The following is a 20,292-nucleotide window of genomic DNA, read 5'->3' on the forward strand; positions in this document are numbered from 1 at the left end:
AGATGGCGGCGTATCTTTTTCGACGATTATTGCTCGTAATACCTACGTTATGGGCAATCATCACTATTAATTTTTTTATCATTCAAGTTGCTCCGGGTGGTCCTGTAGAGCAAGCCATTGCTCAAATGGAAGGGTTAGAAGCGGGTCTTTTAAATCGCATCACTGGTGGCGGTAATGCCGCTGAAACCGCGGTAATAGAAGAAGCCTCGAATACGGGCTATAAAGGCTCTAGAGGTTTAGACCCAGAAGTGGTTGAAGAGATAAAGAAGCAGTTTGGTTTTGATAAGCCGATTCATGTTCGTTATTTCGAAATGCTTAAGAACTACGTCACTTTTAACTTTGGTGAAAGCTTGTTTAAAGGTGGTAATGTGATTGATCTTATCGTCGAGCGTTTGCCTGTCTCCATATCCTTAGGGTTATGGAGCACTCTAATCATCTATCTTATTTCTATACCTTTGGGAATCATGAAGGCCATTCATCACGGCTCGCGTTTTGATGTCTGGTCTAGTGCGGTGGTGATCATCGGGTATGCCATTCCGGGCTTCTTGTTCGCCATTATTCTGATCATTCTGTTCGCCAGCGGAAACTATTTTAGCTGGTTCCCACTTCGAGGATTAGTGTCGAGCAACTTCGACCAACTGCCTTGGTATGAACAAATCATCGATTATTTCTGGCACCTAGCTCTGCCTATTTTTGCCATGGTGATTGGTGGGTTTGCCACACTTAGTATGCTGACTAAAAACTCCTTCTTGGATGAAATCAATAAGCAGTATGTCGTAACTGCGAGAGCGAAAGGTCTCGATGAAGGCAGCATTCTCTACAAACATGTGTTTCGAAACGCGATGTTAATTATTATTGCGGGATTCCCAGCTGCGTTTATCAGTATTTTCTTTACAGGGTCCATGCTGATTGAGGTGATGTTTTCTCTAGAAGGCATCGGTTTATTGGGTTTTGAATCTACGATCCAACGTGACTATCCCGTTGTATTCAGTTCGCTCTACATCATGACACTGCTTGGCTTACTGTTAAGTATCGTCTCGGATCTAACCTATATGTGGGTCGATCCACGTATTGATTTTGAGGCGCGCTAAACATGAAAGGTAGAGAGCAAGCTATTGAAAAACCACAAAATCAAAACAGTACAAGTCGCCATAAAGCAGTGAAAATGAAAAAACAGATGAATCCAGTGAATCAAGCTCGTTGGTTACGTTTTAAAGCCAACAAACGCGGCTTGTGGTCGCTTTGGTTTTTCTCAATCTTATTTCTTTTTAGTCTGTTTGCTGAACTGATTGCCAATGATAAACCTTTGCTGGTGGAGTACGATCAGCAATGGTACTACCCAGTATTCAACCAGTACGCTGAAACTCAATTTGGCGGTGAGTTTGAATCAGAAGCAGACTATACCGATCCATATGTCGTTGAGCTAATAGAAGAAAAGGGCTTTATAATTTGGCCGATTATCCGATTTAGCTACGATACGATTAATTACGATATTGTTGGATCTGTGCCTTCAGCGCCAGATTCTGTCAACTGGTTGGGGACAGATGACAAAGGCCGAGATGTTTTAGCTCGGATTATTTATGGCTTTAGAATATCGGTGCTATTTGGTTTTGTACTCACCATTGTATCCAGCATCATCGGCGTGTTCGTTGGCGCAACTCAGGGTTACTACGGCGGCTGGCTTGATCTGTTTGGTCAGCGCTTTATTGAGATATGGTCTGGCATGCCGACACTGTTCTTACTAATTATTTTGTCGAGTTTTGTTGAGCCCAACTTTTGGTGGCTGCTTGGTATTATGGTGCTCTTTAGTTGGATGGGGCTTGTTGGCGTTGTGAGAGCCGAGTTCTTACGTTGCCGTAACTTCGATTATGTTCGGGCAGCCCAAGCCATGGGTGTGAGCGATAAACGTATTATGTTGCGCCACATGCTACCCAATGCGATGGTAGCATCGTTAACAATGATGCCGTTTATTCTGTCAGGTTCTGTTACCACTTTGACCTCTCTCGATTTCCTAGGCTTTGGTTTACCAGCAGGATCGCCATCGCTTGGTGAGCTTCTCGCGCAAGGTAAAGCGAACTTGCAAGCGCCTTGGCTCGGTATTTCTGCTTTCGTCGTCTTATCCATGATGCTGACACTGTTAGTGTTTATCGGAGAAGCCGTGCGTGACGCTTTCGACCCACATCAGCAAGGCAGGTAATCACTATGACGAATCGAGTATTAACCATAGAAAATCTGTCTATCGGCTTTGGTCGCCGCGACGAAGTGGAAGCGGTGACTGAAAATGTATCTTTATCGATCGACAAAGGCGAAACACTGGCATTAGTGGGCGAAAGTGGTTCTGGCAAATCGGTGACGGCTAACGCGATATTAAAGCTTCTTCCCCAAGGCTCAGCCCATTACCTGAATGGCTCGATTGTGTTTGATGACACCGATATGTTGAGCTGTAGCGAACGAAAGTTACGCGGTATTCGTGGCGGTAGAATTGGAATGATATTCCAAGAGCTATGGTATCGCTCAATCCTCTTCATAAGATAGGTAAGCAGTTAGTTGAAACGTTAGCGGTGCATCGTGGTATGCGCCAAAGCAAAGCGGAGCAATACGCGGTTAGTTGGCTTGAGAAAGTGGGCATTCGTAACCCAGAGCAAAAAATCTCGGCGTACCCACATGAACTTTCAGGAGGCGAGCGCCAACGTGTGATGATAGCAATGGCGTTAATCAATGAACCTGAACTGTTGATTGCGGATGAACCAACCACGGCGCTTGATGTGTCAGTCCAAGCGCAAATATTGGACTTGTTAAAAGATCTCCAAAAAGAGCTAGGTATGGCAATGCTGTTTATCACACATGATTTGAGTATTGTGAGAAGAATTGCTGACCGTGTCGCGGTGATGCAAAACGGACAGTTGGTTGAAGTGGGTGAATGTTTACGAGTATTTAACTCTCCGGAACATGCTTACACTAAAAAACTTATCGAATCCGATCCGCGTGGCTTACCAGTCGATGTCGATGAATCAGCGCCTGCACTTTTGACGGTAGATAAACTCAAAGTATGGTTCCCAATAACTGGCGGTATTTTCAAACGAGTTGTATCCCACGTAAAAGCGGTGACGGACATGAGTTTTTCACTTAAGCAAGGGCATTCTATAGGTCTTGTGGGTGAGAGTGGCTCAGGTAAGTCCACCACTGGTATGGCTATCTTGAAGTTGGTTTCTTCTGAGGGCGATATTCGTTATCGGGAACACGCAATTGACGCTTTGGATCGGAAAGCGATGTTGCCATTTCGCAGCAAGATGCAAGTGGTGTTTCAAGACCCGTTCTCGGCACTCAATCCAAGAATGTCAGTGGCGCAGGTTATCGGAGAAGGATTACGAGTTCATACCGATCATGACGAAGTTACATTAGATCAGATGATTTGTGATGTAATGCGGGAAGTGGATTTAGACCCTGAGTCTCGCCATCGTTACCCCAATGAGTTTTCTGGTGGTCAAAGGCAGCGTATAGCGATTGCGCGAGCGTTGATTCTTCAGCCAGAATTTATACTGCTTGATGAGCCGACCTCTTCATTAGACCGGACCGTCCAGGCGCAAGTTCTTGACCTTCTCAAGTCGTTACAAGAGAAGCATGGATTAACCTACTTGTTTATCAGTCATGATTTGAACGTTGTGAAATCACTTTGCCATTACACCATAGTGATGAAATCTGGCGAGATTATTGAACAGGGGGAAACCCAGCAAATGTTTGCTACACCTAAGCAGCCATACACGCAGGAACTGGTCGCACTTTCTAGTTTCTGAATTGAATCAATTTGCTAATTAAGTAAAGCTTTCTGATTAGCGGAAATGAACAAAGGCGAGCCTATTGGGTCGCCTTTGTTATTTAAGGGATAGAAGCAATAGCTTAATTGAGCGTGAAGTGACTGGCACTCGCCAATGACAGTGGCTTGGCTACCCAATAGCCTTGAAGGTACGAGGCGCCCATTTCAGCAAATTTGTGTTGCATGAAGCATTCTCAACGCCCTCTATAACAATATCTACGTTGTTTGCCCGGCATAATTGAATCACAAATTGAAGGTACTCTCCTGATGCGTGGTTTTCTAATGAACGCCACGCCATCGACTTATCAATCTTGATCTGATCAAGCGGTAGGTCGAAGAAACTGTTTAAAGAGCTATAGCCCGCGCCGAAATCATCCAGAGATAACTTGAAGCCATAATTACTAAGACGCTCTAACTGCTTTTTGGCGTTGTGGTTACCATCGAGTATGAAGGTTTCGGTCAGTTCTAAAACAATGTGGTGTGTAGGCACCCCGTATTGTTGGGCTACCTGATAAACCGTGTCTGGAAACTCAACGTTAAGTAACTGAAGAACCGATACATTAACGTTTACACGTATCTTATTGTGGTTGTGAAAGTGGCGATATTTCTGTATAAAACGACACGCTTTTTCAAACACTAGATTGCCGAGCTCTACAATAAACCCTTTTTGTTCCGCGACAGGAATAAACTCGTCAGGGTAAATCTCGCCGTGATTCTTGGTACGCCAACGAACCAAAGTTTCAAAACTCGCGACTTCTTGTGTTTTAGCACAAACAATCGGCTGGAATTTCACAGAGAGCGTATCGCTGAGAATCGCTTGTTCTAGGCCTTGTTCTATATAGAAATGTCTTTCGACTTGTTTCTTCGTTCCGCCCTCGTAAATGGATAGACGGTTCTCTTTCTTAACCTGACTAAAGTGACAAGTACGAGACGCAATTTTAACTATCTCATCCGGCGGCAACTGAGAACTGAAATTCGGAACAACACCGAGACAAATATCTTTGTTGTATAAATTGCTTTGCTGCGACAATGAATGCTTGTATTGCTTCATGATGCGTTCACACAGGCGTGTTAACTCTTCTGAACCGTATTTGCCTTTGACTAAGATGGCAAAATCATCAGGGCTGATGTGGTAATAATCGGTAAATCGGTCGGAGAGTTCTTGTAGCGCGCTAATGAGGTTATCGAGCAGCTGTTGAAGTATGTCAGAGCCGTACTGGTTAACGTAAGACTTGATGCCTTCGACTTGCAGATAAATAAGCGAGTAATTGTTCGCAACATCAATTTGCGCTTTCTCGATATCGAGTAACAGTTGGCTTCGGTTAGGAAGGCCAGATGTACCGTCACGGAAAGCGGCTTGTTGGATATAAGATTCCATCAATTTTTGATGAGACACATCGCGATGCGACCCAATCATAATGACTTTGCCATCACGTTTCTTGGTAATGGCGGTTCCCTCAATCCAAATATACTGGCCGTTTAATTTTCTAACACGATACTGGGAGGTGATTTTCTGGTTGTCGTTAAGAAGGTGGTGGTCAACTTTACGTGCGAAAGCAGGCTGGTCTTGCGGGTGGATCAAGCTTGCCACTCACTGAAATGAATAGTGCCTGACATGATGCCAAACTGTTCGTAGAAACTTGGGTTATAGAAGAAGACTTCGCCATCTGGCGCTAAGTAAAACACGCCTTCACTAAACACATCAAACATATGGATAAAGTTGTTATCCATAAGCTGATCAAAATCAGCACCGCAAAGTGGCCCTTGTTGAATGAGGTCCATATGAGCGAGATTACCCATATTAGAAGCTCAATCCTTTGCTATGAGTAACTGATGATTGTTCGGTAAAGTTTTTTAATCGCATGTCCATCGCTTAGTAACCGCTAGCGGTTGTTGAAAACCATTCTCATTAAATGAGTTTGCCACATCTCTAACCTTTTTACAGCAAACTATGGGTCAGAGCCACTCAATCGCTGATGTTATAGCCAGGTATGTTTATAAATTTTGATATGGCTCTAAGACGGTGCGATCATTTGACGGCTTTTTCACGTATTGTGAGCTCGCTATAACCAGTAGAGGGATCGTACTCACGTTCAAAATTTAGACACCGATAGTGATGTAGAACGAGTTCTGCCGTCGTATCGACGATGTTTCCTTCTAGTAGATGACCGCCCCATACCGCCCCTTTTTCATCAGCAGCGGCAATATGTATATGAAGATGATTGGGAGTGAGAGTGCCAACAAGGGACACAATTTCAAATGGAGCTGAAACATTGAGTGTCTCTTTTGCGCCTGCCAAGCGCACTGAAAGTTGAGATAAACACCCAACACAAGAAGCAATGCTTCCCGCTTTTATTTGATGTTTCTTGACGAGATCAGCTAGCGCCTTTTTAAGGTCTTGCCCCTTGGTTAGCCTAATCGCAATAGGTGAAATTTGCATCGTTGTCTCGAGTCCTGTTTAAGCGTTGTTGTTAACTAATATGCTAATAAATATCTATGTTTAGAGTGCTTTTGTTTGGGAAAATTAATTGGATGTAACAGTCTGTTTATTTGCATTTTAAGGTGTTGTAACGCCTATGATTTTTGGCTGTGATTCTGACAGAAAATTGATAAACACGCCATGTAACTAGGGTAGCCGATTCGGTAGTCTAGCTGCTAAATAAAACCGCCTACCTATTGAGAGGTTACGTCGTTGGCGCATAGTTCGAAAATTAGTCAGTCTTCGGTACTTGTCGCAGAGAGTTCGCCCATCGTTATAGCGAATATTAAAATTCTGCTTCGGGAAATAGGATTTAGTGACCGACTGATACACATTGCCAAGGATGTTCGTTCGATTGTCTCTTTAGCTAAGAAAACTCGTATTGATACGATTATCTGCGACTATCACTTTGATGAACGCCGAAATGGCAAGCAGATCATTGAAGAGCTCAGAGAGAACAACTTTATTCAAATGTCTTGCTCTATCGTGATGCTTACTGCTGACACAAGCGGTGGTGTTGTGAAATCTATCCTAGATCTCGATCCAGACGAGTATCTAGTTAAGCCATATTCTTTGTTTGAGCTCAAGCGTCGTGTCGCTCGGACGTACAAACGTAAGCAAGAGATGTCTCATCTTTATCAGCTAAGTAAGAATGCGACGGTTAAAGAGATCCAGCAAGCTTTTGACTCTGCATTGGACTTGATGCCGGACTATACGGGTCATATCCATCGTCTTAAAGGTTATACGTTGGTTAAACGCGGTGACTATGCTGCTGCAGCTCGCCATTACCACCAATGTTTGCGTAAGCAACCGAGACATTGGGCGATTTGTGGGTTGGCTGAGTCCTTAATTGCTTTGAATGAGCTAGACCAAGCAGAGTCTATGATCCAATCTTGGTTATCATCTGGAAAGACCAAAACGCCGAAGATATATGAATTATTAGCAATGATTTCGGCTCGAAAAGGCGATTTAGCGGGTGTTCACGAGCAGCTTACTCAAGCCGTAGATCTCACTAAGGGAGCACATGAAACGCTTTTAGCGCGAGCTGTCGTTAACGAAATGCTACTGATGCCTGAGAAAGCGATAAAAGACTATCAATCTTATATGCACCAATCGGTGACCACGTTTAAAGATGGATTGTTACTACCAATCACAATGCTGCGCCTTAAGTTGATGGTCGTTGAGTCAAATCGTAAAGCAAACTTAGAGAAGATCCGCAACGAAGCGCTGAGTCTCGCAAAAACGGAGTTTAGGGAAGAGGAGCGTCTCGCCTTAATGCTGGTTCAACTACATATTGATGTGCTTGAAGAGGACCACAAAGGCATAAGAAGTAAGTTAACACAGTTGATAAAAAACTATCAGACGCTTGGAGCAGCTTACACTGGGTATTTGATGTATCTATTGCATCTGACTCACAACTACCAACTTTTTGACAAATTGTACAAACGTTATGAGAAAGGGGTGAAAAAGCATCACGACTTACTTTCTATTTGTACTCATCGTTGGATCGAGCAATTGAACGATCGCAGGAAAGAACGTTATGCGAGTCTGAAACGGGTTGAAAAGTATATATCTCGACAAAAAAACACGAATCAAAGCTCAACTATCGGCATTGCGTTAGAGCTCGCTAGGTCAAGACAGTTGTGCCAGCGTTCTGCGTCTACCTTCATTAATTTGGCTGATGAGATTGGTTGCGGTGATGCTTCTTTGGCGGAACTCAGAAATGTCATTACGAGCGGTGAAAAAGTGATGGTTTATGGAATGGAATTGACGGCGTTGGAGCGAAAAGAAGCGCTTCACTCGTTGAAGCGCATTAAAGTGATGTTTAATCAGCGCGTGGCGGCCTGTGCTTAATCTTTAATGCCATTTAACCAAAGCTGTCCTTCGTTTCAGATTGAAGGTAAACTGCCGTTTTCGACTGTAACTGGAAAGATGATGAACCACGACGACACCCAATTTGAGCCCGAACTAGATGGTGAAGATATTGAAATTGAAGCGATTGGAATAGAGGTTTCGAGTCACCCAATTGAGCTCTATAAAGTGTTCAAGATTGCTAATCTTGTTGACGGTGGTGGTGAAGCAAAATACCTAATCTCTGAAGGTTACGTTGCGGTGAATGGCGAGCTAGAGACACGAAAGCGTCGTAAGATGTACGACGGTGACTTCTTTGAGTTCAACCAAGAATATTATGTTGTTGTGTGTGACCAGCCTGTCTCAGAACCTCAAGAACGTAAGCAGGATAGTTCACCATCTGAGACAGCGAAACCCTCGAAAAATAAGGCATCGAAAGGCAAATCGAAGAGTAAACAATCAAGCGCGGCTAAAAAATCCAATAAGCCCGCTAAGAAATCAAAAGACGACTCTAAGTCTGCGCCTCAGAGAGACAAAAACAGCGGGCGAAACTCAATAGACTTCTTCTAGTTCATAAAATCCCAGCATTACGCTGGGATTTTTTTTCACATATCCTGAAATGGGATATATGCTTGTTAACTGAATCAATTTGCATGAGGACCAAGGATGAAAACTATTGGCTTGATCGGCGGAATGAGCTGGGAATCAACCGTTGTTTACTACAAAGCGTTAAACACCTTTACCAAAGAGAAGTTAGGCGGCTTACACTCTGCAAAAGTTCTCATCAATAGTATCGATTTCGCTGAACTAGAAGTCTTACAGCGAACCGGAGAGTGGGATAAAAGTGCGGACATGCTGTTGGACTGTGCGCAGAGCCTTCAAAAAGCCGGAGCAGATTTCATTTTAATTGGTACCAATACCATGCATAAAGTGGCGCCCCAAGTCGCGTCAGATATTTCCATTCCTCTATTGCACATCGCCGATGCCACTGCGCAAAGATTGATTAAGGATGGCGTAACCAAGGTTGGACTGCTGGGGACAGCATACACAATGGAACAAGATTTTTATAAAGGGCGACTAAAAGAAGAATTTGGCCTAGAGGTAATTGTGCCAAACGGTGTGCAACGTAAACTGGCTCATGATGTCATCTACAACGAACTTTGTTTAGGTAAAATAAATCAGCGGTCCAAACAAGATTACGTCGAAATAATTAACGATTTGCAAGAGCAGGGCGCTGAAGCGGTCATCTTAGGCTGCACTGAAATCACGCTATTGGTGTCCAATGAGGACACACGCGTACCACTTTATGACACGACAGCCATTCACGCGGAAGCCGCAGTTGAGCTCGCGCTTGCGGATTAATTTTTCTTTTTTTGTTGGCAGATAGTTTGGATTAGCGATAAGGGAAGCACAGTGGCTTCCCTTACTATTATCAAGACGTTCTCACTAATAAAAGCAACTAGGCTTGAGCAAACTTATAGGTGCGATAGCCGCCTATCAGGTTGCGAGCTTTGTAACCGTTGTTGACTAACTGACGGTAGGCTACGTTACCGCGTAACCCAACTTGGCAGTAAATAACGATTTCCTTGTCTTTTGGGAGCTCATCCATGCGATGTCTCAACTGGTCGACAGGAATGTTAATCGCACCTTCTATGAATCCAACGTTAGTGAGTTCACCTGGGTTTCTGACATCAAGCAGCACTTGGTTGTCAGAGAGATTATCGATTTCATCATAATGAATAGGCGTTGCGTCACCTTTCACGATATTGTTTGCAACAAATGCCGCTTGGTTAATCACATCTTTAGCACTACCGTAGGGCGGCGCATAAGTCAGTTCAAGATGCTGAAGCTGTTCGACCGTCATACCCGCTCGTTGAGCGACGGCCATAATGTCGATGCGTTTATCGACGCCGTCTTTACCCGCGGCTTGGGCACCAAGGATCTTGCCTGTTTCTGGGTCAAACAACATTTTGAAAGACACCGTTTCTGCACCAGGGTAGTAGCTTGCGTGACTGGCTGTATGAACATAGACCTTCTCATAGTGAACGCCCTCGCGCTTAAGCTGCTTCTCGTTCTTACCAGTTGAAGCAATAGCAAGGTCGAAAATTTTACAAATCGCAGTACCTTGAGTGCCTTGATAGGATTCATTTCTTCCAAGCATGTTGTCAGCAGCCATACGGCCCTGGCGGTTAGCAGGCCCCGCGAGTGTACTAGTGTTTGTTTGCCTGTTACAAAGTCAATTTCTTCTACGGCGTCACCGACGGCATAGATCGAAGGGTCACTTGTTTGCATTTGCTCATTGACCCAAATCCCACCAAGCTCCCCGATTTGTAGCCCGGCTTGCTGTGCGAGTTTAGTCTCGGGCTTAACACCAATCGCCATGATAAGAATGCCAGTTTCAAGCTGCTCTCCATTGTTCAGAGTAAGCTTAAGAGTGTTTGACTCAGTAAGATGTTCTACGGACTCTAGTGCGATATTTAGCCTGAGGTCGATACCTTTATCTTTGATTTCTGCATGGGCAAAGCCCGCCATTTCCCTATCAACGGGCGTCATAACTTGATCGGCCATTTCAATTAGGCTGGTTTGGATTCCTAACTGGTGGAAGGCTTCCATCATCTCTAAGCCGATAAATCCACCGCCCACTACTGTTGCGTGCGTTGGCTGACGATTCTTAAGTGTGGCTAGGATACGATCCATGTCTGGAATATTGCGAAGCGAATGGGTCAGTGGATTATCGATACCTGAAATAGGGGGAACGATAGGCGCAGCACCCGGGCTCAACAGCAAGAAGTCGTAGGATTCACTGTATTGTGTGTTATCTAATAGATTTTTAACTGTCACCTTTTTGTTATGGCGGTCAATGTCTACCACTTCGTTCATCACACGGACATCGACATTGAAACGGGCAAGGAAGCTTTCAGGGGTTTGAAGTAGCAACTTGCTGCGCTCTTGGATGTCGCCACCAATGTGATACGGCAGGCCGCAGTTGGCAAACGACACAAATTGGCCACGTTCAAACATGATGATTTCAGCATCTTCACTCAAACGTCGTGCTCTTGCCGCTGCTGAAGCGCCACCTGCAACACCGCCGATGATTACTATTTTAGTCATTAGATTCTCCTAACACCTGTCAAGCTATCCACTCTTAATGCATGAAGCCTGTATGTAGAGTGGGTGTAGATATTCTTCTTAACGAAGTACTTTGATTAATTTGAGTTACTTCAATTTGGCTGCTTTGAAAGCCAAAGTAATAACATTTACAAATACAATACAACTCTAAATTAGCTTTGTCTAATGTTAATTGGACTAATTTGTAAAATACTAAATTAGCATTGACTTATGTATGATAATTAGTATTCTCTAATTTAGTAAGTGTTAACAATGTTTGGTATAGGCAGGCGAAATGAACGATAGCCAGCAAATGAATGAAATGTACGAACGAGTTGAAGAAGCCGCTGACCTGCTTCGTGTGATGGCCCACCCAGAAAGGCTATTGGTGCTTTGTCAGCTCACAACTGGTGAGGTAGGTGCGGGTGTACTTCAACAACGTTCCTCATTAAGCCAATCGGCATTCTCACAGCATTTAACTGTGTTGAGAAAACATGGCTTGGTGCAAGTTCGTAAAGAAGCTCAACAGGTCTTTTACTCATTAAAAGACGAAAGAGCCGCTGCGTTGATTACTAGTATGCATAGCATTTTTTGTGCTCAAGAATTGGCTTGATGTACGACGGTTTGAAGATTGAAATAATTATTGAGGTGTAATAGATGTATAGCATCCCTTGGGAGTCTTTGTTTGGTGGCATGCTGCTGGGTTTTTCTGCGGTTTTTCTGATGATTGCGACAGGTAAAATCGCGGGTATCAGCGGCATTGTCGGTGCACTTGTTAGCTTGAAAGATAAGAACTCGAAGCCTAATGATTTAGGTTGGCGCTTGGCATTTGTCTTAGGCATGGTCACAAGTGCGTTGATTGTTGCCCCATTTGGTTTTGATCTTCCAGATGTATCAAACATGAGCCTTAGCTTAGTAGCAATTGCCGGTTTGCTGGTTGGATTTGGTACTCGCCTAGCGAATGGGTGTACAAGTGGACATGGCATCATTGGGCTAGGGCGTTTGTCTAAACGTTCTATTGTTGCCACTGCGACCTTTATGACCACAGCAGTATTGGTTGTTCTTGTTAAACGCTTGATGGGGTGGATGTAATGAACAGAACAAAAGTCATTCAGTTAGCTTCTGCGTTAGTTTCTGGCCTACTTTTTGGAGCCGGAATGGTTGTATCGGGCATGGCAGACCCACACAAAGTTCTAGCTTTTCTTGATATTACCGGGCAATGGGATCCTAGCTTGATGTTTGTTATGGGCGGCGCATTGCTGATATTTGCACCCTTTTATCATTTGGTCATTAAAAAGCGCGGGCACGCATTAAACGGCGATGACATCAACCTTCCAGCAACCAATAAGGTGGAAAGCACACTAGTAACGGGTTCTATGATTTTTGGTTTAGGTTGGGGGATTGCGGGCATTTGTCCGGGGCCCGCGGTGAGTAGCTTATCTGGTGGTAGCTCAACGATTGTCATTTTTTTGGTCAGCATGCTGCTAGGTATTGCGCTAGCTAAGCGCTATTTAGCTAAAGGAGAAGTTGCAAAAACGGTTTGCTCCTAACTGAATAATCAGAGATAAGAATTTCTTAACTCCGGTCGCTCAAAATCTGGAAGCCCCAAATCAGTCATTGCGTTACAGTCGAAAGGACTGTCGCACTCTGATCTGGGGCTTGCTTTTTATCGCTGTTTTACCGTAGAAAGAATCGGGCAATGATCGCTTAACTGATAGTTGAGTACGTCCTGCTCTGAGAACAAGATTTGTTGATTGCCTGAGGCTTCTAAATTTTCACTCACCACAATATGGTCGATGATGCTTCTATATTGGTATGTTTGCCCCTTATTCCGATTTGAACGGACAATACAATCCGGTTGAGTAGACTGAGTGGCAAGCTGTGACTGATTGTCTTGGCCAATGATCTTCCATAACCAAGACTTAGGGTGGCTTAAAGTATGATTAAAGTCGCCTAAAACAATGTAGGATTGCTCGTTGTTTTCCCGTTCAACTATCCAGCGATTTAGAGTTTGGCCTTGTTCTTTTAACGTACGGCAGTGTCGATTGTTTTTATAGGCGCTCTGGCAACGAGCCTTAAGGTGAACTGACAGTATGTGGATAGGGTCTTTATCCTGAGGGCGAACGACAATGTAGCTAGCAAAGCGTAACCGACTGTTATTGCTACCGTCGAGAATCACATCACTCTTGTTACTAACATTTAGCGAATCACGAACTGCGAACCCTGTGAACTGGTTAATATCGTCAAACTGCCTATGCTGGTTTTGCGGCTTTGCTCTATCCGAAAGGTAAATCGTGTAACCTTTCCCCACCACTTCTTGAATCGCGTCTACGCTATCCACTTCTTGAAAAGCGAGTATGTCACTGTCTGTATCTATGAAATAGGCTCTGAGTCTTTCGAAATCATCAGCACCGCGATCAGATTGAGTAATTTTGGGAACCGAGTTATGAGAGAGCCATTCAATATTCCATGTTGTTATATTCAGTGACTCTATCGGAGTCGCGAACGCTATTTGAGAGAGTGTGAGAAGAAAGAGTGTGGATAGGTGCTTTTTCATGCGATTCTTAACGTTGAATTATTGACATCCTTTATTCTACAAGAGCTCGTAAAAAAGCAAGTGAAAACCTCTCCATTTTTGCAAATTTCATGCTTTTCTTAGTAACTGAGATCAATCGCAATAAGATCGTGTTGATCTTGTTCTTGTGCCCATTTTTGTTGATCCAAATCAATACTTTTAAGTGGTGCATCTCGTTAAATACGCCACAATATATAGTGCCAATCGAATAATAAATCACCCTATATAGTGTGTTTGTGGATAACTCTGTGAGTATGCTAAGGGTAAGGAGAAACAGTGAAACCAATCGTAATCAAGCGTGACGGCTCGAGAGCTCCGTTTAGCAGGGATCGTATTCAAGCAGCAGTGGAAGCAGCATCGGATAACGTAGACAAAGAAGTTGCAATCTACGCTCTTAACGTTGCATTAGCCGTAGAGTTAAAGCTGGCTGATTACGATGAAGTGCATATCGCTGAAATCCAAACCTTAGTCGAAAATGAGTTAATGCAGGGCCCTTTTAAGGCACTTGCACGCTCTTACATCGAATACCGTCACGATCGCGATATCGCACGCGAGAAGCAAAGTGCACTGACTCGCGAGATTGAGGGTCTTATCGAAGAGAGCAATGTTGACCTTATCAATGAAAATGCCAACAAAGACGGTAAAGTGATTCCAACTCAGCGTGATCTGTTGGCAGGTATTGTGGCGAAGCACTACGCGAAAACGCATATTTTGCCGCGTGATGTGGTTCAAGCGCACGATGAAGGTGACATTCATTACCACGATTTAGACTACGCACCGTTCTTCCCAATGTTTAACTGTATGCTCATCGACTTGAAAGGCATGCTGACACATGGCTTCAAAATGGGAAATGCGGAGATTGATACTCCTAAATCAATCTCAACTGCAACCGCGGTTACGGCGCAGATCATCGCTCAGGTGGCGAGCCACATCTACGGTGGCACAACCATCAACCGTATTGATGAAGTGCTAGAACCTTACGTTATGGCGAGCTATGATAAACACCTTGAGATTGCGAAAGAGTGGGACATCCCTGATCCACAAGCATTTGCATCAGCACGTACTGAGAAAGAGTGTTACGACGCATTCCAATCATTGGAGTACGAAGTAAACACACTACACACAGCAAATGGTCAAACTCCTTTTGTTACGTTTGGCTTTGGTCTTGGCACAAGCTGGGCATCGAAGTTGATCCAACAATCAATTTTAAAGAACCGTATTGCTGGCTTGGGTAAAAACCGAAAAACAGCGGTGTTCCCTAAGCTTGTGTTTGCGATTAAAGATGGCTTGAATCACAAGCAAGACGATCCAAATTACGACATTAAGAAGCTAGCTCTAGAGTGTGCGTCTAAGCGTATGTACCCAGACATTCTTAACTACGACAAAGTGGTTGAAGTAACCGGTTCATTCAAAACGCCTATGGGCTGCCGTAGCTTCTTAAATACCTATGAAGAAAACGGCGAAATGGTTCACGAGGGGCGTAATAACCTTGGTGTTGTAAGTTTGAACTTGCCGCGTATTGCACTTAAGGCTCAAGGTGATGAGAAAGCATTCTATGAACTGCTGGATGAGAAGCTGTTGGTTGCACGTCGTGCATTGGAAACTCGTATTAGCCGTCTTGAAAATGTGAAAGCACGTGTTGCCCCAATCCTTTACATGGAAGGGGCTTGCGGCGTTCGATTGAAAGCCGATGACTCTATTGCAGACATCTTTAAAAATGGCCGAGCTTCGATTTCGCTAGGTTACATCGGTATTCACGAAACCATCACGGCGCTATTTGGTAATGACGAGCACGTTTACGACAACGAAGAGTTACGTAATAAAGCACTAGACATCATCAAGTACTTAAAAGAAAACGTGAATCAGTGGGCTGAGGAGACTGGTTACGCGTTTAGCTTGTACGGCACGCCAAGTGAGAACTTATGTAGCCGATTCTGCCGCATCGATACCAAAGAGTTTGGTGTGATTGAAGGTGTAACGGATCGCGGATACTACACGAACAGTTTCCACCTTGATGTTCAGAAGAAGGTAAACCCTTACGACAAGATCGATTTTGAAATGCCTTACCCACATATCTCAAGCGGTGGTTTCATCTGTTACGGAGAGTTCCCGAACATGCAGAAGAACATTGAAGCGCTTGAAAACGTTTGGGATTACAGTTATTCACGTGTTCCTTACTACGGAACGAACACGCCGATCGATGAGTGTTATGAATGTGGTTATAACGGTGAGTTTGACTGTACTAGCAAAGGTTTCACTTGTCCTAAATGTGGTAACCATGACTCAACAAAAGTATCGGTAACACGTCGTGTATGTGGTTACTTGGGTAGCCCTGATGCTCGTCCGTTTAACTTCGGTAAGCAAGAAGAAGTTAAACGTCGCGTGAAGCACCTTTAACGACGATCAATAGTCGAAACGGAATAAACGAGAAGCGCTTAAGATGAACTATCACCAGTATCACCCAATTGATGTCGTGAACGGGCCAGGTACACGCTGTACCTTGTTCGTATCAGGCTGCGTACATCAATGTCGTGGTTGCTACAATCAATCGACACAAAGGCTCGATTCTGGTCATCTGTTCACTCAAGAGCTTGAAGATCACATCATCGCTGATCTTAACGATACTCGTATAAAACGCAGAGGGTTGTCGCTGTCTGGTGGCGACCCGATGCATCCGGCGAATGTCTCTGCGGTTTTGAAGCTAGTTAAGCGAGTTAAAGCTGAATGTGAAAATAAGGATATTTGGCTTTGGACTGGCTACACACTTGAAGAACTTTCCGAAGAACAAAAAGCGTTATTGCCCTACATTGATACTTTGATTGATGGAAAGTTCGAGCAAGACAAAGCGGATCCAAGTCTTGATTGGCGGGGCTCTAGCAACCAGATTATCCATCGGTTTACTGAATTTTCCGGTTAGCCTTTCATCAATTTTTAGTGTTAAGTATTCGTTACATCAATTTATGGTGTTGTGAATCAGTTTTCGCTTCGAATTTCCCACAACAAATGTTAACTTGAACGCCATTACTTGAATTTCAAAGGGTTGTGACTTTCATGTTCTCACACTTACCAACACCGGCACTAGATCCGATTCTTTCTCTTTCTGTTGCTTATCGCAACGATCAACGCGAAAACAAAGTTGACTTGGGTATTGGCGTTTATAAAGACAGCCAAGGCCAAACGCCTGTTATGAAGGCTATTTCTCAAGCTCAAGATATTGTTGTTGAAACACAAAAAACCAAAGCTTACGTAGGCTTAGCAGGCTGTGAAGAGTTCAACCAAAGCATGGTTGATCTGTTACTTACTGGCACTTCAGCGATGGACCGTGTCTCTGCGATTCAAACGCCAGGCGCGAGTGGCGCTCTGCGTATGTTAGGCGACTTAATGAAAGTCGCTCAACCAGATACGGTGGTTTGGATCTCAAACCCGAGCTACGTGAACCACAAACCAGTGATGGAAGCGGCAGGTCTTAAAGTTAAGTTCTATCGCTACTTTAGCCCTGAAACCAAGCAGGTTGATGTTGCTGCGATGCTAGACGACTTGTCTACAGCAGGTAAAAACGATGTGGTTTTACTTCACGGTTGTTGTCATAACCCAACTGGCGCAGACATCGATTTTGCTGCGTGGGAAGAAATCACGCGTCTGTCTCAGAAGAACGGCTTCACACCGTTTGTTGATATCGCTTACCAAGGTTTTGGTGATGGCCTAGAAGAAGACGCGAAAGGTCTTCGCTTCATGGCAGACAACGTTGAAGAAATGTTGATCACAACCTCTTGTTCAAAGAACTTTGGCTTGTACCGTGAGCGCACAGGTGCGGCTATCGTAGTGGGTAAAAACCAAAAAGACGTAGGCAATGCGAAGGGCAAACTGCTTACGCTTGCGCGTTCTACTTACACAATGCCACCTGATCACGGTGCGGCTCTAGTGAAAACTATTCTAGGTAGTGACACCTTAACTCAAGTTTGGAAACAAGAACTGAGTGAGATGCAGCAACGTTTGGTTAGTCTGCGTCACACCTTATGTAACGAATTGAGAAATAACCACAATACATCACAGTTCGACTTTATCGAAAGTCATAAAGGTATGTTTACTGTGCTAGGCTTTAGCCAAGAACAAATGACACGTCTACGCGAAGAATTTGGTATTTATGGAGTAGGTGACGGCCGTATCAATATTGCAGGCTTAACTGAAAACCACATTCCATATGTAGCAGAAGCAATTGTAAAAGTGTCTTAATCAAAGCGATATTGATATCAGTTAGGTGACTACATGAATAAAGCGTTGAAATTAGTTTTAGCCTTAATGTTAACTGGTGGTTTGGCCGCGTGTACCACGACTCAAGCTCCAGTAGAGCCAGAAACACCAGCAGTGGAACAGCCAGAGCCGGAAGTGGAACAACCAGAAGTTGAACCTCAAACAGAACCGGAAGTGACTGAGCCCGAAAAACCGGTCGAACCTGAACCTAAGCCAGAGCCAAAACCAGAGCCTGAACCGGAAAAAGTTCAAAAGACGGCAGATGGTAAGTTGATTTTGGGTCAGAACGAGTGGGTTTACTTTCCGGGCCTAGAAGACAGTTTCAAAGCTCGCGTAGACTCAGGTGCGACAACCTCATCAGTGAGTGCGGTGGATATCGTTCCATTCGAACGTGATGGCAATGATTGGGTGAAGTTTAAGATCCAACACGATGGAATTAACAGCGATAAGATCGCGCTTCCAGTTCAGCGATGGGCAAAGATCAAACAGTCCAATAACGAAGAGGGCGAAAAGCGTGCTGTTGTTGTTGCTTGGATCCAAGTCGGTGATGTAAAAGAGAAAACGGAGTTTACTCTAACGGACCGAACTCACCTTGAGTATCCAATCTTGTTAGGTCGTAGCTTCTTCAAAGACATCGCTATTGTTGATGTCAGTCAGAAGTATGTTCAAGACAAGTTTAAGAAATAGGGGTTGTAAGGCTCTAACTTAGAACCTGCACTGAAGTACTCAAAAGCCCGCGTTAAAGCGGGCTTTTTTATGTCTTACGAATATGCGAACTTTATCGGTCCCAGTATGCTTCTTCTAAGCTGTCTTCACGCTCTGGGAGTGCGCGGCCAAGACGCGGAGAGTGTTGGGTCAATACTTCATAGCTCACGCGGTTTGCGTACTTACAAATTTGAGAGAGTGATGAGTAAGTTAGATATGGCTGATCGTGCTTAGATGAGTTAGGCACATTGATGACGTGGTAGCTGTTTGCTGCCATATCGTGAAGTAGGGCAGATAGCGCCGCATCGCCTGCACCATTAGTGTTCTTAATCTCAAGTGGACCACCAAGATAAGGACCGATATGCGAATAGACTTTAAGCGGATTTGTACAATCCGATTTACGCATAGCGCGGCTAAACTCGTACTTGTTGAACTCTGGTATATTACCTGGCAACAAAGGTAGCTCAGTTTGGCGTTTTGCCAAATCCTCAGTGTACCCTGCCATGTAAAGACCGATTGGGCCCGCAGTGCATAACACTAGGTCTACCCATTCTAGCGCTTTATCTGCTGCAAGAAGTGGATCTTTTTCACCGGTGAGGGCTTCACCTTCTTCCTCATTCATCGCGACAACAGTAATGTTCTCTTTAATGTACTCTTGCCACCAAGCTTCATTACCTTCGATTACGTATTTGGTACCAAGCGTGAGAACAACAGGAACATTTTTCGATTTAGCGACCTCAATGGCACGTGCCACAGCTTTAGGCATTGGATCTTCTGGTTTTCCTCGCATTAGGTAAGAAGACACAATCAATGCTGATGCTTTATCGAAGACATCTTCAGGTACGCTTTCTGGCATTAACTGGTTCATGTCGCCTTCGTTAATGGCAAATGTGCGCTCACCATTCTCAGAAATCAGCGTGTAACAACGGCCAATTGGTCCATCGACGGTTTGGAGGTGGTTTAGGTTCATGCGTGAAGAGGTACGGCAAAGGTAACGGTACGCGTAAGAACCGACTTCAATGTTTTTAGACATCACACCAAGAAGTACTGATTTACTGTCTGCTAGGACTGAGTAGTTATGCAGGGTATTGCCAATGGTATCACCTGGATATTGGTGAGTGATTAGTCCGCGCTCAACCAGTTCGTCATAAAGTGCATCTGCCTTACTTTCCTCAAGAACAAGTGAATGTCCTTTACTTAGCTCGTGACGTTCAAGAAAGTCGTCGTCAACACGAGCCTCGATATCAACAATGGTTTGTCCAACACCAACAATGATTGGTCGATGGAGCTTTGGCGTTTGTTGAATTTGGTTTACTAAAGGATCACGAGCGTGAGTTGGAAAGTAGTGCTTTGATTTGCGCTGGCCAGGAAACTTCATGAGTAATGATTTATTAGAGAATTTTCATGAAGTATATCACATGTTTTTAATTTGGCTTTCATTAATATTTCATAATGGCTGGATCTAAATTCGATATGAGCGGACTTAGAATGTTGCTTAACCTTCACTTA

General features: G+C 44.1%; 18 protein-coding genes and 2 pseudogenes. 13 read left to right on the forward strand and 7 right to left on the reverse strand.

The features are described from left to right. Positions 1 to 2 precede the first annotated feature (2 nt). The 3 genes and pseudogenes from UA76_RS07455 to UA76_RS25165 all read left to right on the forward strand — a co-directional run bounded on the left by UA76_RS07455 (position 3) and on the right by UA76_RS25165 (position 3,794). Positions 3 to 1,091: a microcin C ABC transporter permease YejB gene (locus UA76_RS07455; protein WP_047044516.1), complete on the forward strand. Its 1,089-nt coding sequence runs from the start codon at positions 3 to 5 to the stop codon at positions 1,089 to 1,091. Between the two features lie 74 nt (positions 1,092 to 1,165). Continuing rightward, positions 1,166 to 2,197 (forward strand): ABC transporter permease, encoded by a 1,032-nt coding sequence (locus UA76_RS07460; protein WP_047044742.1) that lies wholly within the window; start codon positions 1,166 to 1,168, stop codon positions 2,195 to 2,197. Positions 2,198 to 2,202: 5 nt separating this feature from the next. Beyond that, positions 2,203 to 3,794 (forward strand): annotated as a pseudogene (locus UA76_RS25165) (ABC transporter ATP-binding protein). A 150-nt stretch (positions 3,795 to 3,944) separates the two neighbouring features. Here UA76_RS25165 and UA76_RS07470 read toward each other — a convergent pair. The 3 genes from UA76_RS07470 to UA76_RS07475 form a co-directional block, all read right to left on the reverse strand. Beyond that, positions 3,945 to 5,396 (reverse strand): EAL domain-containing protein, encoded by a 1,452-nt coding sequence (locus UA76_RS07470; protein WP_238322212.1) that lies wholly within the window; start codon positions 5,394 to 5,396, stop codon positions 3,945 to 3,947. Beyond that, a complete protein-coding gene (locus tag UA76_RS24535; protein WP_238322213.1) occupies positions 5,393 to 5,614 on the reverse strand; it encodes a hypothetical protein in 222 nt (73 codons plus the stop codon). The genes UA76_RS07470 and UA76_RS24535 overlap by 4 nt, the downstream gene beginning before the upstream one ends. A gap of 229 nt (positions 5,615 to 5,843) precedes the next feature. Continuing rightward, positions 5,844 to 6,254, reverse strand: a complete 411-nt coding sequence (locus UA76_RS07475) for a PPC domain-containing DNA-binding protein (RefSeq protein WP_047044519.1) — start codon at positions 6,252 to 6,254, stop codon at positions 5,844 to 5,846. Positions 6,255 to 6,506: 252 nt separating this feature from the next. Here UA76_RS07475 and UA76_RS07480 point away from each other — a divergent pair, with 252 nt between their 5' ends. From UA76_RS07480 to UA76_RS07490, 3 genes are all read left to right on the forward strand, one after another. After that, positions 6,507 to 8,147 carry a response regulator gene (locus tag UA76_RS07480; protein ID WP_047044522.1) on the forward strand — a complete coding sequence of 547 codons (1,641 nt, stop codon included), beginning with the start codon at positions 6,507 to 6,509 and terminating at the stop codon, positions 8,145 to 8,147. An 81-nt stretch (positions 8,148 to 8,228) separates the two neighbouring features. Further along, positions 8,229 to 8,714: an RNA-binding S4 domain-containing protein gene (locus UA76_RS07485; protein WP_202906918.1), complete on the forward strand. Its 486-nt coding sequence runs from the start codon at positions 8,229 to 8,231 to the stop codon at positions 8,712 to 8,714. 96 nt (positions 8,715 to 8,810) lie between these two features. Further along, positions 8,811 to 9,506 carry an aspartate/glutamate racemase family protein gene (locus UA76_RS07490; protein ID WP_047044524.1) on the forward strand — a complete coding sequence of 232 codons (696 nt, stop codon included), beginning with the start codon at positions 8,811 to 8,813 and terminating at the stop codon, positions 9,504 to 9,506. 97 nt (positions 9,507 to 9,603) lie between these two features. Here UA76_RS07490 and UA76_RS25600 read toward each other — a convergent pair whose 3' ends face one another. Continuing rightward, a complete protein-coding gene (locus UA76_RS25600; protein ID WP_420340903.1) occupies positions 9,604 to 10,320 on the reverse strand; it encodes a rhodanese-like domain-containing protein in 717 nt (238 codons plus the stop codon). A gap of 113 nt (positions 10,321 to 10,433) precedes the next feature. After that, a pseudogene (locus tag UA76_RS25605) lies at positions 10,434 to 11,255 on the reverse strand (NAD(P)/FAD-dependent oxidoreductase); the annotation flags it as partial. Positions 11,256 to 11,547: 292 nt separating this feature from the next. On the opposite strand from UA76_RS25605, the gene UA76_RS07500 reads away from it, so the two are divergent. The 3 genes from UA76_RS07500 to UA76_RS07510 are packed head-to-tail and all read left to right on the forward strand — an operon-like array spanning position 11,548 to position 12,802. Further along, positions 11,548 to 11,865: an ArsR/SmtB family transcription factor gene (locus tag UA76_RS07500; protein ID WP_047044527.1), complete on the forward strand. Its 318-nt coding sequence runs from the start codon at positions 11,548 to 11,550 to the stop codon at positions 11,863 to 11,865. Between the two features lie 44 nt (positions 11,866 to 11,909). Then, the gene (locus UA76_RS07505; protein WP_047044529.1) at positions 11,910 to 12,344 is read left to right on the forward strand and encodes a YeeE/YedE family protein; all 435 of its coding nucleotides are present in this window, start codon (positions 11,910 to 11,912) and stop codon (positions 12,342 to 12,344) included. Then, positions 12,344 to 12,802, forward strand: coding sequence for a YeeE/YedE family protein (locus tag UA76_RS07510; RefSeq protein ID WP_047044532.1), 459 nt, complete (start codon positions 12,344 to 12,346; stop codon positions 12,800 to 12,802). Before UA76_RS07505 ends, UA76_RS07510 begins: the two co-directional genes overlap by 1 nt. A gap of 116 nt (positions 12,803 to 12,918) precedes the next feature. On the opposite strand, the gene UA76_RS07515 is transcribed toward UA76_RS07510, so the two are convergent. After that, on the reverse strand, positions 12,919 to 13,809 hold the full coding sequence (locus tag UA76_RS07515; protein ID WP_047044536.1) for an endonuclease/exonuclease/phosphatase family protein: 891 nt from the start codon (positions 13,807 to 13,809) through the stop codon (positions 12,919 to 12,921). Between the two features lie 294 nt (positions 13,810 to 14,103). Between UA76_RS07515 and nrdD the strand changes: the two genes are divergently transcribed. From nrdD to UA76_RS07535, 4 genes are all read left to right on the forward strand, one after another. Next, positions 14,104 to 16,224, forward strand: coding sequence for an anaerobic ribonucleoside-triphosphate reductase (gene nrdD / locus UA76_RS07520; protein WP_047044540.1), 2,121 nt, complete (start codon positions 14,104 to 14,106; stop codon positions 16,222 to 16,224). 43 nt (positions 16,225 to 16,267) lie between these two features. After that, the gene (nrdG, locus tag UA76_RS07525; RefSeq protein WP_047044543.1) at positions 16,268 to 16,744 is read left to right on the forward strand and encodes an anaerobic ribonucleoside-triphosphate reductase-activating protein; all 477 of its coding nucleotides are present in this window, start codon (positions 16,268 to 16,270) and stop codon (positions 16,742 to 16,744) included. A 134-nt stretch (positions 16,745 to 16,878) separates the two neighbouring features. Next, the gene (locus UA76_RS07530; RefSeq protein ID WP_047044548.1) at positions 16,879 to 18,060 is read left to right on the forward strand and encodes an amino acid aminotransferase; all 1,182 of its coding nucleotides are present in this window, start codon (positions 16,879 to 16,881) and stop codon (positions 18,058 to 18,060) included. Positions 18,061 to 18,093: 33 nt separating this feature from the next. Beyond that, positions 18,094 to 18,765 carry an ATP-dependent zinc protease family protein gene (locus tag UA76_RS07535; protein ID WP_047044549.1) on the forward strand — a complete coding sequence of 224 codons (672 nt, stop codon included), beginning with the start codon at positions 18,094 to 18,096 and terminating at the stop codon, positions 18,763 to 18,765. A gap of 91 nt (positions 18,766 to 18,856) precedes the next feature. On the opposite strand, the gene UA76_RS07540 is transcribed toward UA76_RS07535, so the two are convergent. Further along, positions 18,857 to 20,161 carry an inosine/guanosine kinase gene (locus tag UA76_RS07540; protein ID WP_047044551.1) on the reverse strand — a complete coding sequence of 435 codons (1,305 nt, stop codon included), beginning with the start codon at positions 20,159 to 20,161 and terminating at the stop codon, positions 18,857 to 18,859. Positions 20,162 to 20,292: the final 131 nt, after the last annotated feature.

This window comes from Vibrio mexicanus (assembly GCF_001012815.1).
GTDB classification, from domain to species: Bacteria; Pseudomonadota; Gammaproteobacteria; order Enterobacterales; family Vibrionaceae; genus Vibrio; species Vibrio mexicanus.

Excerpts from the sequence above, each read along its gene's own strand:
- UA76_RS25600 (WP_420340903.1), bottom strand. The coding sequence starts at position 10,320 with ATGGCTGCTGACAACATGCTTGGAAGAAATGAATCCTATCAAGGCACT.
- UA76_RS07485 (WP_202906918.1), top strand. The coding sequence starts at position 8,229 with ATGAACCACGACGACACCCAATTTGAGCCCGAACTAGATGGTGAAGAT.
- UA76_RS07530 (WP_047044548.1), top strand. The coding sequence starts at position 16,879 with ATGTTCTCACACTTACCAACACCGGCACTAGATCCGATTCTTTCTCTT.
- UA76_RS24535 (WP_238322213.1), bottom strand. The coding sequence starts at position 5,614 with ATGGGTAATCTCGCTCATATGGACCTCATTCAACAAGGGCCACTTTGC.
- UA76_RS07510 (WP_047044532.1), top strand. The coding sequence starts at position 12,344 with ATGAACAGAACAAAAGTCATTCAGTTAGCTTCTGCGTTAGTTTCTGGC.
- UA76_RS07535 (WP_047044549.1), top strand. The coding sequence starts at position 18,094 with ATGAATAAAGCGTTGAAATTAGTTTTAGCCTTAATGTTAACTGGTGGT.
- UA76_RS07505 (WP_047044529.1), top strand. The coding sequence starts at position 11,910 with ATGTATAGCATCCCTTGGGAGTCTTTGTTTGGTGGCATGCTGCTGGGT.
- UA76_RS07460 (WP_047044742.1), top strand. The coding sequence starts at position 1,166 with ATGAAAAAACAGATGAATCCAGTGAATCAAGCTCGTTGGTTACGTTTT.
- UA76_RS07500 (WP_047044527.1), top strand. The coding sequence starts at position 11,548 with ATGAACGATAGCCAGCAAATGAATGAAATGTACGAACGAGTTGAAGAA.
- UA76_RS07540 (WP_047044551.1), bottom strand. The coding sequence starts at position 20,161 with ATGAAGTTTCCTGGCCAGCGCAAATCAAAGCACTACTTTCCAACTCAC.
- UA76_RS07475 (WP_047044519.1), bottom strand. The coding sequence starts at position 6,254 with ATGCAAATTTCACCTATTGCGATTAGGCTAACCAAGGGGCAAGACCTT.
- nrdG (WP_047044543.1), top strand. The coding sequence starts at position 16,268 with ATGAACTATCACCAGTATCACCCAATTGATGTCGTGAACGGGCCAGGT.
- UA76_RS07490 (WP_047044524.1), top strand. The coding sequence starts at position 8,811 with ATGAAAACTATTGGCTTGATCGGCGGAATGAGCTGGGAATCAACCGTT.
- UA76_RS07455 (WP_047044516.1), top strand. The coding sequence starts at position 3 with ATGGCGGCGTATCTTTTTCGACGATTATTGCTCGTAATACCTACGTTA.
- UA76_RS07515 (WP_047044536.1), bottom strand. The coding sequence starts at position 13,809 with ATGAAAAAGCACCTATCCACACTCTTTCTTCTCACACTCTCTCAAATA.